The following is a 15,296-nucleotide window of genomic DNA, read 5'->3' on the forward strand; positions in this document are numbered from 1 at the left end:
TTCGTTCCTCGGTAGAACAACTCCCTCCCCGGTCAGGGAGGTATCCGTGCCTGTGATTCCTGCCACGACGGGAAATCCTGTCCCGGGGATGACAGGCTGTCGTTATCTTTTGGCGCTGATCTTCGGCACAATCAAAGGCATGACTTCTAGCCCTGCCGTCTCCGCTGCCGGCGCCCTTGCCGCTGACCATCCGCTGCTGGACGGCCGCACCGCGGACTCTCCGCTGATCACTGCCTACCGCGGCGGCAAACCCTCCCGCCGTCCTGTCTGGTTCATGCGGCAGGCGGGGCGTTCCCTGCCCGAGTACCTCAAGGTCCGTGAGGGCATTGCGATGCTGGACTCCTGCCTGCGGCCGGAGCTGGCGTCCGAGATCACCCTCCAGCCGGTCCGCCGGCACGACGTTGACGCAGGCATTTTCTTCTCCGATATCGTCATTCCGCTGAAGCTTGCTGGCGTGGGCGTGGACATCGTTCCCGGAGTGGGCCCCGTCCTGGACAAGCCCGTCCGGACGGCAGCCGATGTCGCGGCGCTGCCGCAGCTGACCTGGGAGGCGCTGGAACCGATCCGGGAAGCGGTCCGGCTGACGGTGGCCGAGCTTGGCAAGACCCCGCTGATCGGTTTCGCCGGCGCCCCGTTCACGCTGGCTGCCTACATGGTGGAGGGCAAGCCTTCCCGCGACCACCTCGGGCCGCGCACCATGATGCACGCCGACCCGGAAACCTGGTCTGCCCTGGCCAACTGGGCTGCCGACGCGTCCGGGATGTTCCTCCAGGCACAGCTCGAGGCAGGTGCCTCCGCCGGCCAGCTGTTCGATTCCTGGGCCGGATCCCTGGGCCTGGCCGATTACACCCGGTACGTCGCGCCTGCCTCGACCCGCGCGCTGGACCACGTCCGCCACCTCGGTGCCCCGCTGGTCCACTTCGGCACCGGCACCTCGGAGCTCCTGGTGGCCATGAAGGATGTCGGCGTCGATGTGGTGGGCGTCGACTACCGGCTGCCCCTTGACGAAGCCAACCGCCGCCTGGGCGGAACAGTACCGCTGCAGGGCAACATTGACCCCGCCCTGCTTCCGGCCCCTGGGAAATCCTTGAAGCCCACGTCCGTGAGGTCATCGCGGCAGGCTCGTCGGCACCCGGACACGTCCTCAACCTGGGCCACGGCGTGCCGCCCGAGACGGACCCCGATGTCCTGACCCGGGTGGTGGAACTCATCCACTCCATCTCCCCGGAGTAGTCCGTGGAGAGCGCGCCGGCTTCGGCACAGACCGCGCTGGTGGTGGGCGGCGGGATTTCCGGGCTGCTCTCCGCGCGCGGGCTGGCAGCGGCCGGCTACAGGGTCACCGTCCTTGAAGCCGGCGATGCCTGGGGCGGCTGTGTAGGGAGCCACGTGGTGGCCGGCCTGGTGCTCGACAGCGGCGCAGAGTCCTTCGCCACCCGGTCCGACGCGGTTTCGAAGCTGGCCTCCGAGCTTGGGCTGGCGGCAAAGATTGTGTCGCCCCGGCCGGGAGGCGCCTGGGTCCAGTTGCCGGAGGGTCCACGGGAACTGCCCCGGACCGGCGTGCTGGGCATTCCCGCCAATCCCTGGGACCCGGAAGTACGCCGTTCCCTCGGGCTGCTCGGCTCGCTCCGGGCGTCCCTGGACCGGATCCTGCCGGCCTCGGTGGGTACCGGGCAGGAAGTCACCAGCGTGTCAGCCCTGGTCAAGGCCCGGATGGGCGCCCGCGTCCTGGACCGGCTGGTGGCCCCCGTAGTGGGAGGCGTCCATTCGGCCGATCCCGGGCTGCTGGACGTCGACATGGTGGCCCCCGGCCTCCGCACCCGGCTCCGGCAACACGGGTCCCTCGCCGGAGCCGTCGCCGCCCAGCGGAAGGGATCCGGTGCACCTCCCGCGCAGGGCACGGCAACCGTCAATAGCAGACCCGCCAAGGCAGGATCCGCCGTCGCTGGCCTGGAAGGCGGCATGCACACCCTGGTGGGCGCGCTCCTGGAGGACCTCCGTCAACGGGATGTCACGCTCCTGTCCGGGACAACCGCCGTCGCCGTCCGCCGCACACCGGAAGGCTGGCGCGTTGCGGCCGGCGGTGCTGACTTCGACGCCGCCCTGCTCGTGGTCGCGGTGGACGGTCCGGCCGCCGTCGACCTCCTGGCCGGGCCGGTGCCCGCCGTCGCCGGCAGGAAGCCGGCAGCCGGGCCCGACGTCAAGCTGGTCACACTGGTCCTGGACAATCCCGCCTTGGACCGCCGCCCCCGCGGCACGGGCATCCTGGTGGCGCCGCAGACCCCGGGAATTGAAGCGAAGGCGCTGACGCACGCCACCGGCAAATGGGACTGGCTGGCCGCAGCCGCCGGCCCGGGCCGGCACGTCCTGCGGCTGTCCTACGGCCGGGTGGACGGCGTTGGGGGACTGCCAGCCGGCCCCGGGACGGACGATGAACTCCTGGCTGCCTCACTGCGGGACGCCTCAGCCCTGCTGGGCGTGGACATCAGCCGGGAAAGCATCGTGGATTGGGACGTGGTCCGCTGGCGCGGGGCCCTGCCGTTCGCCGCCGTCGGCCATCGTGCGAGGGTGGCTGCCATCCGCGAGGCCTGCGACAGTGCGGGCGGCCTTGCCGTGGTGGGTGGCTGGGCTGCTGGCAACGGCCTGGCCGCCGTGGTGTCCGACACGCAGCAACAGATCCGGAATCTGGCAGGCTGAACGTCTTCGCTGGTCAGGACGGGGTTGGGTGCCGGCAGCGGTTCCGGCGGGTGTCCCAGCCCCGTTTCACCAGCTTTCAATTCCCTCTGCTCCATGGCTAGGGTCGATGACTATGGTTCAACACAGGTCCGAGCTTTCAATGTCCCGGACTGGTATCCATGGGGGAATCCGGCGCGGCGGTTATGCAGCGGCAATCGGAGCGGTACTGGTTCTAGCCACAGGCGCCACAGCGTCCCAAGCAGACGAAGGGCTGGCTGATCCCGGCAGCCCGACAATTCCGCTGGCGCAGGAAACAGGCTCCCTGCCGACCGAGCCATCCCGGGACAACCCCGGGGATGGCCTGCAGGCGGCGCCCGGGCAGGACCGTGAAGAGCCGGGCAGCAAGGGAACGGGCGCATCCATCCGGGAAACGGCTGGCCCGGTTGCGTCCGCTTCAGCCCCTGCCCTGCTGCTGTCTTTGCCGCCGGCCCTCTTTCCGGCGGTAACGGCCACCCTTTCCCCGACAGCGACGGCGGTACCCACCCCGACGCCGTCAGCTTCCCCTGCTCCGACGGGCAGTACCCCACTTCAGCGGCATCCACCGGCGCCGCACCGGCTCCGGCGCAGACGCCGACGACATATAGTGCCGCATCGCAGACCGGCGCGGCGCCGTCGCCCGCCGCTGCCGCAACCACGGCAGTCCCCACTGCTCCGGCGGTTACGGCTCCGGCAACCGCAGAGGCCCCCGCCGCTGCGGATGCCGGCCAGACGCCCGCAGATTCCGGCGCCGCCGCGTCCGGTGAATCCAGCGAAGTTCCGGCCGCGGAACGGCCCCTTTCCACTACGCCAGCCGCAAGCCCGGCGGCAGCTGCACCAGCGGAAAGCCAGGCCGGCGGCGCGCCGCTGTACAGCGCATACCAGGCCCACCCGGCGTGGACGCCGTACAGCACCGGCACCGGCCTGCGGAGCAGCGCCACGCTCAACTCGCAGCCGGAGCCGCGCAGTGCCATGGTGTGGCTCGGGTCCGGACTGGTGGGCGTCGCAGGTGCGGCCGGCCTGGTGCTCTTCCGGCTGCGCAACCTCTAGCGCCGGAGCACCCGGACCGCCGGGAAACGCCGGTCGGTGTGATCTTGGCGACTTCTACGCGTTGTAGAAGTTGTTGGTTTCGACTTGGCGGGTACTAAAGGGCAAACTTGTAACCATGAGCCACACTTCTGCCGAATCTGTCACTAAAACCGAGGAATCAGCCGAGCAGTTTTTCACCCTCTGGACTGTCTTCAAACGGTCGGAGGCAGTAGTCCGCAGCGCCGATGCTGCCGCCGATTTCGAGGCCCTGCTGCAGCGCCTCGCTGAGGGGCACGTTACCCACCGCGGCAGCTACGACGTCTCCGCAATGCGCGCCGATGCCGACGTCATGGTGTGGCTCCACGGCCCCAAGCCGGAGGCCCTCCAGCAGGCCATCCGCGACATCCGCCGCAGCTCGCTCTTCGCCGGAACCGAAATCGTCTGGTCCGCCATGGGCGTGCACCGCGAGGCGGAGTTCGCCAAGAACCACACGCCTGCGTTCTCGCGCGGCGTCACGCCGGCAGAGTGGCTGTGCGTCTACCCGTTCGTCCGCTCCTACGAGTGGTACATCCTGCCCGAGGAGGAGCGCGGCGCGATGCTCCGCGAGCATGGCCTGCTCGGCCGCGAATTCCCGCAGGTCATCTCCAACACCGTGTCCTCCTTCGCGCTCGGCGACTGGGAATGGATCCTCGGCCTGGAGGCTCCCGAACTCGTTGACCTGGTGGACCTCATGCGCCACCTGCGCGCCACTGAGGCACGCAACCATGTCCGCGAGGAAGTCCCGTTCTACACCGGCCGCCGAATTTCCGCCGACGAGGTAGCCGAGGTGCTGGCATGAGCCCCCGCGATCCCCAAGGCAGCACCGCCGTCAATCCGGTGACGGAGGCGGGCCGGATGGCCCCCAAGAACTACGACGCCGTCCTCCTCGCCTCCTTCGGCGGTCCCGAGGGCCAGGATGATGTGATTCCCTTCCTCCGCAACGTCACCCGCGGCCGCGGAATCCCGGACGAGCGCCTGGAGGAGGTCTCGCACCACTACCGCGCAAACGGCGGCATCAGCCCCATCAACCAGCAGAACCGCGAACTCAAGGCGGCACTGGAAGCTGAACTGGCCGCCCGCGGCATCAGCCTCCCCGTGCTGTGGGGCAACCGCAACTGGGCCCCCTACATCCCGGAGACACTGCAGGACGCGTACGACGCCGGCCACCGCCGCCTGCTGATGATCACCACGAGTGCCTACTCCTGTTACTCCAGCTGCCGCCAGTACCGCGAGGACATCGGCATGGCACTGACAGAGACCGGATTGGACGGACGCCTGGAAGTGGACAAGGTCCGCCAGTACTTCGACCACCCCGGATTCGTGGAGCCGTTCGTTGAAGGCACCGCCGCCGGCCTCGCCGAGGTCCGTGCGAAGCTGGCCGAAGCCGGCACCCCGGACGCTCCCGTCCAGATCCTCTTTGCCACCCACTCCATTCCCACCCGGGACGCCGAGGCCGCCGGCCGCTCGGAGGGCGAGCCCCGCGAATTCGAGGAGGGCTCGGCCTACGTGGCGCAGCACCTCGCCACCGCCGCGGCCGTCATGCAGCGGGTGGAGGAGGAATCCGGCCTCACGGCGCCGTGGTCGCTGGTCTACCAGTCACGCTCCGGCGCCCCGCACGTGCCGTGGCTTGAACCCGACATCAACGACGCCATCGAGGAACTCGCCGGCAAGGGGACCAAGGGCATCGTCATCGTGCCGCTCGGTTTCGTCAGCGACCACATGGAGGTTGTCTGGGACCTCGACACCGAAGCGCTGGAGACGTGCGCCAACCTGGGCCTGGCCGCCACCCGCGTTCCCACGCCCGGCACCCACCGCAAGTTCGTCAACGGCATGGTGGACCTCATCTGCGAACGCACCGAGGCTAACAACATCAGCGACCGTCCGGCAGTGACGGATCTCGGCCCCTGGTACGACGTCTGCCGGCCGGGCTGCTGCGCGAACTTCCGCGGCGAAAAACCCACCATCGCCGGCGCCGACACCACTGTGGGGACGGGCCATGACCCCTACCCCGCGTCGCCGGGGCAGCCGGAAGCACAAGGAGCAGCACAGCAGTGACTGTCCGGATCGGAACCCGCGCCAGCAAACTGGCTTTGACACAAACGCAGCAGACCGCCGACCAGCTGGCCGCCGTCGGGGGCTTCCCCGTCGAACTCGTCCACATCAGGACCGACGGCGACGTCCTCACCGGCTCGCTGTCCCAGATGGGCGGCACCGGTGTCTTCGTGGCAGCGCTGCGGGACGCGCTGCTGCGGAACGAATGCGATGTGGCCGTCCATTCCCTGAAGGACCTTCCCACCGGGGCAGCCGTGGGGCTGGCCTGGCGGCCACCCCGCGCCGCGTTGACGTCCGCGACGTCCTCTGCGCACGGGACGGGCTGAAACTGGCGGATCTCCCGGCCGGCGCCACGGTGGGCACCGGTTCGCCGCGCCGTGCAGCACAGCTCCGGGCTGCCCGGCCCGACCTGGAGATCCTGGACATCCGCGGCAACGTGGACACCCGCCTGGGCCGGGTTCCCGGGCTTCCGGGCAACACCACGGACCAGGTAGTGCCCGGCAAGTCCTGCGACCTCGACGCCGTGGTGCTTGCTGCCGCAGGCCTGGAGCGCATCAACAGGCTGGATGCCGTCAGCGAATTCCTGGAAACCGACGTCATGCTCCCGGCCGCCGGGCAGGGATCCCTGGCCATCGAGTGCCGCACCGCCGACGCTCCGCGGAAGCCCGGCTCAACCGAAGGATCCCAGGCGGTGCTGGCCCAGGCCCTCGCGGCGCTGGACGACCCGGACACCCGGCTCGCAGTCACGGCGGAGCGGGCCATGCTGGCCCGGCTGGAAGCCGGCTGCGCGGCCCCGGTGGGCGCATACGCCTACCGGAAGGGCAGCATGCTGCACCTCGAAGGCGTTGTCTGCGCGGTGGACGGCACCGCATCCGTCCGTGACAAGCGGGCAACTGACGGGCTGACCGAAGTGGGCGCCACCCTTCTGGGCATCGAACTGGCCGAGGTCCTCCTGGCCGCCGGTGCTGCCGACATCGCAGACCTCCAGGCATCCTGACCTTGCCCATGGGAATGCCAACGGGCGCATCGGGGCAGGGCAAGCCGCTGGCAGGGGCCCGGGTCCTGATCACGCGCAGCCCGGAGCGGTCACTGGAACTGGTGGCTGCGCTGGAAAAGGCCGGCGCCACCGCCATGCTCCTGCCGCTCATCGACTTCGAACGGGCACCGGACCAGCATTCCCTGGATGTGGCCTGTGACGCACTGGGAGCCGGGGCGTTCGACTGGCTGGTCCTCACCAGCGCAACCACCGGCCATGTGCTCCTCGGCAAGGCGCGGGACCGCGGGCTTTCCCTGCGCCAGTGGATCCCGGCCGGCATCCGGATCGCCGCCGTGGGACCGGCCACCCGCAGGCTGCTCGAGTCCAACGGCCTCGGCGTGGATCTGACGCCCCGCGGCGAGCAGTCCGCCGCCGGGCTGCTCGAGGTATGGCCCGGCGGCGGACGGGTCCTGCTGCCGCAGGCTGACATTGCGGCGCCCGCGCTTGCAGAGGGGCTCGGGGCCGCAGGCAGCAAAGTCACCGTGGTGGCCGCCTACCGGACGGTCGACTACCCGGCGGCAGCCGAACGCAGGCTCGCCGTTCCGGTGGAGGACGGGGGCCCGGCCAGGTGCCGCCGTCGTACTCCCTGCTCTCGCCGGCCGCGGCCCGGGCAGGCATCGCTGACGGAAGCATCGACGCCGTCCTGGCAGCCTCACCCAGCGCCGTGCGCCGGATCGCCGACCTGGCGCCGCTGCACGGCTGCCGGCTTGTGGCCATCGGGCGTTCGACGGCGGAACAGGCCGCAGCGCTCGGCCTGCAGGTGGCTGCGGTGGCAGCTGAGCCGACGCCCGAGGGCCTCGCGGATGCCGTCGGGGCTGCCCTGGGGACCGCAGGTCCCGCCGGGGCGCCGAACCCGAACCTACCCGGAACAACGTGAAGGACAGGACCATGACTTTCCCAGCCAACGCCCCCGCCGCCTTCGGACCACGCCCGCCATGCGCCGGCTGACCGCCGAAACCCGCCTGGCGCCGGCCGGGCTCATCCTTCCCGCCTTCATCCGGGAAGGGCTCACCGAACCGAACCCCATCACGTCCATGCCGGGCGTGGTGCAGCACACCACGGACACCCTGAAGCGTGCCGCAGCAGAGGCTGCCGAACTGGGGTTGGGCGGCATCATGCTGTTCGGCATCCCGGAAATCCGTGACGCCGAAGGCTCGGCCTCTCTCGACCCCGACGGTGTCCTGAACAAGGCCATCCGCGACGTTCGCGCCGAGGTGGGGGACAGTCTGGTGATCATGAGCGACGTGTGCCTGGACGAGTTCACCGACCACGGCCACTGCGGGGTGCTCGACGACGACGGGTACGTCGACAACGACCGCACCGTGGGAATCTACGCCCGGATGGCCGTGGCACAGGCCGATGCCGGCGCCCACATGCTGGGCCCCTCGGGCATGATGGACGGACAGATCGCCGCCATCAGGACCGCCCTGGATGAAGCCGGCCACACCGGCACGTCAGTCATCGCCTACTCGGCCAAATACGCGTCCGCTTTCTACGGCCCGTTCCGCGAGGCGGTGGATTCCCAGCTGAAGGGCGACCGGCGGACCTACCAGATGGATGCAGGAAACCGCACCGAGGCGCTGCGCGAAGTGGAACTGGACCTGGCCGAGGGCGCCGACATCGTCATGGTCAAACCGGCCATGAGCTACCTGGACATCGTGGCGGACGTCGCCGCCATGAGCCCGGTGCCGGTGGCGGCTTACCAGATCTCCGGCGAGTACGCGATGATCGAGGCCGCTGCAGCCAACGGATGGATCGACCGGAGGGCCGCCATCACCGAGTCCGTGCTGGGCATCCGCCGGGCCGGTGCGGGCATGGTGCTAACCTACTGGGCCGCGGAGCTGGCCGGCTGGCTGAAGGAATCCTGATGACCGAGCTGCCGTTGGGACCCACCGAACCCGTGGGGGAGGACCGCATCCTGCTTGGTCTCAACACCTTCGGTGATGTGGGCGTGAAACCGGACGGCACCCGCAGGCGCATGCCGAAGTCCTGCGGCAGCTGCTGGAACAGGCCCAACTTGCCGACGCCGTCGGACTTCACGCGTTCGGCGTGGGGGAGCACCACCGGAAGGACTATGCGGTGTCCGCCCCTGAAGTCTTCCTGGCTGCAGCGGCGGCCCGCACCACCAGGATCCGCTTGGGCTCGGCCGTCACCGTCCTCAGCTCGGACGATCCGATCAGGGTCTTCCAGCGCTTCTCCACGGTGGACGCCATCTCCAACGGCCGCGCCGAGGTCATGCTGGGCCGCGGCTCGTTCGTGGAATCGTTCCCCCTCTTCGGATTCGACCTGGCCGACTACGAAGTCCTCTTCGAGGAGAAGCTGGAGCTGTTCAGCAAGGTGCGGCTGCAGCAGCCGGTCCACTGGGAAGGGCGAGACCCGGCCGGCCCTGGCCGGACTGAGCGTCTACCCACCCATGGAGCACCACCTGTTGCCCACCTGGATCGGCGTCGGCGGCACTCCCGAATCGGTGCTCCGCTGCGCCCACTACGGCTACCCGATCATCTTCGCCATCATCGGCGGCCAGCCGCGTGCTTTCCGTCCGCTGGCTGACCTGTACCGCGAGGCCATGGCCAAGTACGGGCATCCAATGCAGCAGATGGCGACGCATTCGCCGGGGCACGTCGCTCCCACGGACGAGGAGGCCCGCGAGGAGTTCTATCCGCACTGGCTCACGCTCCGGAACAGACTGGGCGCCGAACGCGGCTGGGGCCCTGCCGGCAGGCCCGAGTTCGATGCGATGTGCGCGCCTGAGGGCGCCCTGTACGTCGGATCGCCGGAGACGGTGGCCCGGAAGATTGCCCTGCTCAAGCAGAACCTGGGGGTGGACCGCTTCGACCTGAAGTACAGCAGCGGGCCCCTGCCGCATTCGGCAATGATGCGCTCGATTGAACTGATGGGAACGGCAGTGGCGCCCAAGGTGGCGGAACTGCTCGGCAGCTGACATGCCGGCCAACTGAGAGAATAGGAACCATGACTTCCAGCAATCCTCGCAACGAGGCATTATTCGACCGCGCCCGCCAGTTGATGCCGGGCGGCGTCAACTCGCCCGTCCGCGCCTTCGGCTCCGTGGGCGGAACGCCCCGCTTCATGGTGGCCGCCAAGGGCGCCTACCTGACGGACGCGGACGGCAAGGAATACGTGGACCTGGTCTGCTCCTGGGGCCCTGCCCTGCTGGGCCATGCACACCCGGCCGTGCTGGATGCGGTCCACGCCGCCGTCGACCGGGGGCTGTCCTTCGGCGCCTCCACCCCTGACGAGGCCAACCTGGCCGAAATCGTCAAGGAACGCGTGCCCGCTGTCGAACGCCTCCGGATGGTGTCTACCGGCACCGAAGCCACCATGACCGCCGTCCGGCTGGCCCGCGGCTTCACGGGGCGCAACCTGATCATCAAGTTCGCGGGCTGCTACCACGGCCACCTGGACGGGCTGCTGGCATCCGCAGGGTCCGGCGTTGCCACCCTCGCCCTGCCCGGTTCCGCCGGCGTCACGGAGGCGACCGCCGCTGAAACCCTGGTCCTGCCCTACAACGACCTCACCGCGGTCAAGGAAGCATTCGCCGCGCACGGCCCCAACATTGCAGCCGTCATTACCGAGGCCGCGCCCGCCAACATGGGCGTGGTGACCCCGGAAGAGGGCTTCAACCTCGGCCTTTCCAGGATCACCCGGGAACACGGTGCCCTGCTCATCGTGGACGAGGTGCTGACGGGCTTCCGCACCGGCTACTCGGGCTACTGGGGCCTGACCGGCGGAGCGCCCGACGCCGCCGACCCCTGGACCCGGACCTGCTTACCTTCGGCAAGGTCATTGGCGGCGGCATGCCGACGGCGGCACTTGGCGGACGTGCCGATGTCATGGACCACCTGGCTCCCACCGGGCCCGTGTACCAGGCCGGAACGCTGTCCGGAAACCCCGTGGCCATGGCCGCCGGAGTTGCCACGCTGACCAACGCCACCCGCGATGTCTACTCCTACATCGACGCCCGCTCCCTGGAGCTGTCCTCGGCCCTGTCCAGCGCCCTGGATGCCGCCGGGGTGGACCACTCCATCCAGTTCGCCGGCAACCTGTTCTCGGTGGCCTTCGGAACCTCCGCGCACGGCGTCCACAACTACGCCGACGCCCAGGCCCAGGAGGCCTTCCGGTACGCGCCGTTCTTCCACTCCATGCTGGAGTCCGGCGTCTACCTGCCGCCGTCGGTGTTCGAGGCCTGGTTCCTCTCCGCCGCGCACGACGACGCCGCCATGAACCGGATCTTCGATGCCCTGCCCGCCGCGGCGCAGGCGGCTGCTGCGGCCCGCCCGTAGTTCCGGCGCCGGCTTAACGACAAATCCCCGCGTCCCGGACCAACCCACCCACCATGTGTGGGAGAAGGCCCGGGACGCGGGGATTTTTTGTCTTTCGGCTAGAGGACGTCCGAGAGGAAGCCCTTGAGCCGGTCAGTGCGCGGTGCCGTGAAGATCTGCTCCGGCGGACCGGACTCCACCACCACGCCCGCGTCCATGAACGTGACGGTGTCCGAGACGTTGCGGGAGAAACCCATCTCGTGGGTCACCACCACCATGGTCATGCCGCCCTTCGCAAGGTCCGTCATGAGGGCCAGGACACCCTTGACCAGTTCGGGGTCAAGGGCGGACGTGGCCTCGTCGAAGAACATGACCTCGGGCTTCATGGCCAGCGCCCGGGCAATCGCCACGCGCTGCTGCTGGCCGCCGGACAGGTTGGCCGGACGGGAATCTGCCTTGTGCTTCAGGCCCACCAGGTCCAGCTGCTCCAGGGCTTCGGCGCGGGCCTGGTCCTTGGGCAGCTTCCGGAGCTTGCGGAGGGCCAGCGACACGTTGTCCACCACGGTCTTGTGCGGGAACAGGTTGAACTGCTGGAACACCATGCCGATCCGCTGCCGGAGCTCGTCCGGGTTGTCCTTCAGGACCGAACGTCCATCCAGCAGGATGTCGCCCTGGTCAGGCTCGATCAGGCGGTTCATGACACGCAGGAGCGTGGACTTGCCGGACCCGGACGGGCCGATCACCGAGGCCGTGGTGCCCTTCTCCACGTGCAGGTCGATGCCGCGGAGGACGTGGTTATGCCCGAAGGACAGGTGCAGGTTCTTGCCGGTCAGGGTTCCGGAAGCGAATTCCGTCATGCCTGTGCCCCCTTGCCGATAGGTGCTGCCAGTTCGTCCGGCTCCTTCTTCTCCGGCTTGCCAGTGCGCAGCCGGTGGTCGATGAAGTTCACGAAGTGGGTGAGCGGAACGGTCAGGATCAGGTACAGGACACCCGCCGCGACCAGCGGTGACAGGTTGCCGGTGTTGGCCATGGCGTCATTTCCGATCCGGAAGATCTCCCGGTCCGAGGCGGCCAGGCCCAGCATGAACACCAGCGAGGAGTCCTTCAGCAGCGAGATGAACTGGTTCACCAGGGCCGGAAGGACCCGGCGGATGCCCTGGGGCACCACCACCAGCCGCATGGAACTGCCGTAGCTGAACCCGAGGGCCCGCGAGGCCTCCAGCTGTCCCTTCTCAACGCTCTGGATGCCCGACCGGAAGATCTCGCCGATGTAGGCGGCGGCGATCAGCGTCAGGGCCAGGATGCCCAGGGGATAGGGGTTCCGCGAACCGGTGATTTCCCTGGCGATCGGGCTCAGGCCGATGCCGATCACCAGGATCACCAGGATGGCCGGCAGGCCGCGGAAGATGTCGGTGTAAATGCGCGCCGCCCACCGTGCCCCCGCGTTGCGGGAGATACCCATCATGGCGAGCAGCAGCCCCAGCAGGGATCCGAAGATGCCTGAGGCGACGGCCAGCATCAGGGTGTTGGGCAGGCCCACCATGAACAGGGCGGGAATGACTTTGGCCATTTCCTCCCAGTTGAAAAAGGTGTCGGCAAGCTGGTCCAGGAGATCCATAAACGTCCCGGCTCAATCAGCTCTGGGGAACCGTGGCGGCCTTGCTGCCCGGCTTCCAGTCAGTCGGCATTTCGCGGTCCGGGTACCACTCCTTGGTCAGCTTGGACCAGGTCCCGTCCTCGATCACGGCGTCCAGGCCCGAGTTCAGCGCGTCGATCAGCGGCTGGTTGTCCTTGGCCACGGCGTAGGCGGTGAAGTTCTCGGTGTTGATTTTGGACTCGACGATGGCGGTGCCGTCGCCTTCCTTGACCTGGCCTTCAGCCTGCTGGGACGGAGCCACCCAGGCGTCCACCTGGCCGTTGCGCACGTTCGCGTAGACGGTGGCGTAATCCGGGAAGCGGATCGGTTCCATCTTCAGCGTGTTGGTGACGTAGTCGTCCTGGACGGTGCCCTGGACCACGCCGATGCGCAGGTCGGAGGTGAGGTCGTCGAAGCTCTTGACGTCGCCGTCGGTCTTGGCGACAACGGCCATGTAGCCGAAGTCGTAACCGTTGGTGAAGCCGACGTTCTCGCGGCGGGCTTCGGTGGTGGAGATCGAGGAGGATCCGACGTCGAACTGCTTGGTCTGCACCTGGGACAGGAGCGCCGAGAAGTCCGTGGCAACAAATTCAACCTCGAGGCCGAGCTTGGCGGCGATGGCACGCAGGAGCTCGTTGTCGTAGCCGGTGAACTTGCCGGAGGGGTCAATGAAGATGTTCGGCGGCGCGTCCGAGAGCGTGCCCACTTCGAGCTTGCCTTCGGTGTTGAGGCCGAGCTTGGTCTTGTCGATCTGGTCGATCGGGGTGACATCGGCAGTGGTGTACTTGTCCAGCGTCTGCTGGTCGCTGCCGGCGAGGGCATCGGTGGGGGTGCCCGCGGGCTCCGAGGCCCCTGAACCGCAGGCGGCCAGGGAAACCGCCAGGGCCAGAGCAACGGGAGCGGTAGTCAGCCACTTCATCGCTTTGATTTTCATCAGGTTGTCACTTTCATTGAGTCATAAGTCAACCGGGCCGCAAGGCTGCGCTGATGGCGCCTGGCACCTGCCCCGTGCTGGTCGAGCATGGCCAGGGCAGGGGTGACCGCAAAACTTTATTGTCTCACTTCATCGAAAATGCGCTGTTAAGGAAATCCAAGGACGGGCAGGCGATGCCATTGCCGCATTTAATTCGGCCAGTTAGCCGTTCTGTGCGCGCGACAGGGAGGGCGCCGGGTAATCCAACGAATTCACGATGCCCCGGCAAGGCCGAAATGCGCGGTGAACGAACTGTGACTTGCCTCGCATTGCGGCGGGGGAGGGCCTGCTGAAGCCTAAAATCCCCCGGCCGTGGCATCCTGCGGAGGCAGGACCGGCCAATCGCCCTCGATCACGGCGGTGGGCTTGGTCTTGCGGAGGTAGCCCTGGAAGTCCGCGGCCTGGCTGACGGCCCAATCTACCTGGAGCTGGTGGAGCTGGCTCGCCGGCATCATGAGCTTGGGAAATTTGCCGGCCATCGCATCCAGTACCTTCAGCGTGGCCAGGGCGTCAGCGGCAGACGTGTGGGCGTTGTCCAGGACCACGCCGTACTCCTCGCACAGGGCCGTAAGGGTCCGCTTGCCCTTCCGGTAGCGGTCCACCTGCTTGTTCATGATGTAGGGATCAAGCACCGGGAACCTCGTCAGCTGCGGGACCCGTACCGGGCCGACTCCGCCGCCAGCACTGTGAAGTCGTAGCTGGCATTGAAGGCAATGACGGGGACGCCGTCGTCGAACAACTCCTGCAGGACCCCCGCAAGTTCCCTGGTGACTTCATGGGCGGGGCGCCCGTCACGCCGGGCCTGTTCCGTGGTGATTCCGTGCACATCGCTGGCTTCAATGGGAATTTCCACCCCCGGATCCGCAAGCCACTCATGCTCCTTGATGACCTCGCCCTGGTGGTCCACGACCGTCACCGACGCTGTGACAATCCGGGCCGCGCGGGAGTTCCGTCCGGTGGTTTCGAGGTCGAAGGCTGCTCGGGGAAGGGTATTCCAGGTGCTCATGCTTCAACGCTAAGGGGAACCCGGACAATTCCGGGGAGCGCCACTGCGGATACATTGGATCAATGCGGATGGAGTATGTGGAGGCGGTGCTGGCCGTTGTTGAGCTGGTACCGGCCGGGTCCGCTGTGTCTTACGGTGACGTTTCCGAACTGCTCGGCTCCGGGGGCCCGCGGCAGGTGGGGGCCGTACTCAGCCATTATGGCAGCGGCGTCCCCTGGTGGCGTGTGCTGAAGGCGAGCGGACATGCTCCCGAGGGGCACGAAGCGGGGGCCCTCCGCCGCTACCTTGATGAGGCAACCCCGCTCCGCGGCGACTACGGGTCCTTCCTCCGCACCGGAGAGGGCCGCTGGCGCGTCGATCTGTCCGCGGCACGCTGGCAGCCGACCGACGGGGAACTGGACAGGGTGGACACCATCGCCGCGGCGCTGGAGCGTCGGCTCCATGGATTGTCGGTGGCTGATGATGGAATGTCGGTGTGACAGTAACTCTTCCCTTCACGGAACCACGCGACGAATACCGGCCTGACCCCCAAGCGG

The 15,296-nt window shown here is 68.2% G+C and carries 8 protein-coding genes and 7 pseudogenes; 11 read left to right on the forward strand and 4 right to left on the reverse strand.

All coding sequences use genetic code 11. The features are described from left to right. Positions 1-139: 139 nt before the first annotated feature. The 10 genes and pseudogenes from hemE (at position 140) to hemL (ending at position 11,166) form a co-directional block, all read left to right on the forward strand. Positions 140-1,233, forward strand: a pseudogene (hemE, locus tag ACPEE0_RS06180) (uroporphyrinogen decarboxylase). A gap of 3 nt (positions 1,234-1,236) precedes the next feature. Beyond that, entirely contained in the window at positions 1,237-2,694 is a 1,458-nt protein-coding gene (gene hemG / locus ACPEE0_RS06185) for a protoporphyrinogen oxidase (protein WP_424574157.1), read from the forward strand. 1,180 nt (positions 2,695-3,874) lie between these two features. Further along, entirely contained in the window at positions 3,875-4,576 is a 702-nt protein-coding gene (hemQ, locus tag ACPEE0_RS06190) for a hydrogen peroxide-dependent heme synthase (RefSeq protein WP_133346057.1), read from the forward strand. After that, positions 4,573-5,832 carry a ferrochelatase gene (locus tag ACPEE0_RS06195; protein ID WP_424574158.1) on the forward strand — a complete coding sequence of 420 codons (1,260 nt, stop codon included), beginning with the start codon at positions 4,573-4,575 and terminating at the stop codon, positions 5,830-5,832. Before hemQ ends, ACPEE0_RS06195 begins: the two co-directional genes overlap by 4 nt. Further along, positions 5,829-6,826: pseudogene (gene hemC / locus ACPEE0_RS06200) on the forward strand (hydroxymethylbilane synthase). Before ACPEE0_RS06195 ends, hemC begins: the two are co-directional and overlap by 4 nt. Before the next feature lie 134 nt (positions 6,827-6,960). Then, positions 6,961-7,317: pseudogene (locus ACPEE0_RS06205) on the forward strand (uroporphyrinogen-III synthase); the annotation flags it as partial. A gap of 116 nt (positions 7,318-7,433) precedes the next feature. Then, complete coding sequence (locus ACPEE0_RS06210) at positions 7,434-7,742, forward strand: uroporphyrinogen-III synthase (RefSeq protein ID WP_424575246.1); 309 nt, start codon at positions 7,434-7,436, stop codon at positions 7,740-7,742. Between the two features lie 16 nt (positions 7,743-7,758). Beyond that, positions 7,759-8,733: pseudogene (hemB, locus tag ACPEE0_RS06215) on the forward strand (porphobilinogen synthase); the annotation flags it as partial. Next, positions 8,733-9,806: pseudogene (locus tag ACPEE0_RS06220) on the forward strand (LLM class flavin-dependent oxidoreductase). The pseudogenes hemB and ACPEE0_RS06220, both read left to right, overlap by 1 nt. Before the next feature lie 29 nt (positions 9,807-9,835). Beyond that, positions 9,836-11,166 (forward strand): annotated as a pseudogene (gene hemL / locus ACPEE0_RS06225) (glutamate-1-semialdehyde 2,1-aminomutase). 98 nt (positions 11,167-11,264) lie between these two features. On the opposite strand, the gene ACPEE0_RS06230 reads toward hemL, so the two are convergent. From ACPEE0_RS06230 to ACPEE0_RS06245, 4 genes and pseudogenes are all read right to left on the reverse strand, one after another. Continuing rightward, on the reverse strand, positions 11,265-12,002 hold the full coding sequence (locus tag ACPEE0_RS06230) for an amino acid ABC transporter ATP-binding protein (protein WP_009357689.1): 738 nt from the start codon (positions 12,000-12,002) through the stop codon (positions 11,265-11,267). After that, on the reverse strand, positions 11,999-12,763 hold the full coding sequence (locus ACPEE0_RS06235; RefSeq protein ID WP_133346066.1) for an amino acid ABC transporter permease: 765 nt from the start codon (positions 12,761-12,763) through the stop codon (positions 11,999-12,001). The genes ACPEE0_RS06230 and ACPEE0_RS06235 overlap by 4 nt, the downstream gene beginning before the upstream one ends. Before the next feature lie 16 nt (positions 12,764-12,779). After that, positions 12,780-13,715 (reverse strand): substrate-binding periplasmic protein, encoded by a 936-nt coding sequence (locus tag ACPEE0_RS06240; protein ID WP_407709714.1) that lies wholly within the window; start codon positions 13,713-13,715, stop codon positions 12,780-12,782. 335 nt (positions 13,716-14,050) lie between these two features. Beyond that, positions 14,051-14,760 (reverse strand): annotated as a pseudogene (locus ACPEE0_RS06245) (3'-5' exonuclease). 62 nt (positions 14,761-14,822) lie between these two features. On the opposite strand from ACPEE0_RS06245, the gene ACPEE0_RS06250 reads away from it, so the two are divergent. Beyond that, complete coding sequence (locus tag ACPEE0_RS06250; RefSeq protein ID WP_035752566.1) at positions 14,823-15,239, forward strand: MGMT family protein; 417 nt, start codon at positions 14,823-14,825, stop codon at positions 15,237-15,239. The last annotated feature ends 57 nt before the right edge of the window (positions 15,240-15,296 follow it).

Origin of the sequence: Arthrobacter sp. SD76, from assembly GCF_049726125.1 — a bacterium.
Taxonomy (GTDB): domain Bacteria; phylum Actinomycetota; class Actinomycetes; order Actinomycetales; family Micrococcaceae; genus Arthrobacter; species Arthrobacter nitrophenolicus.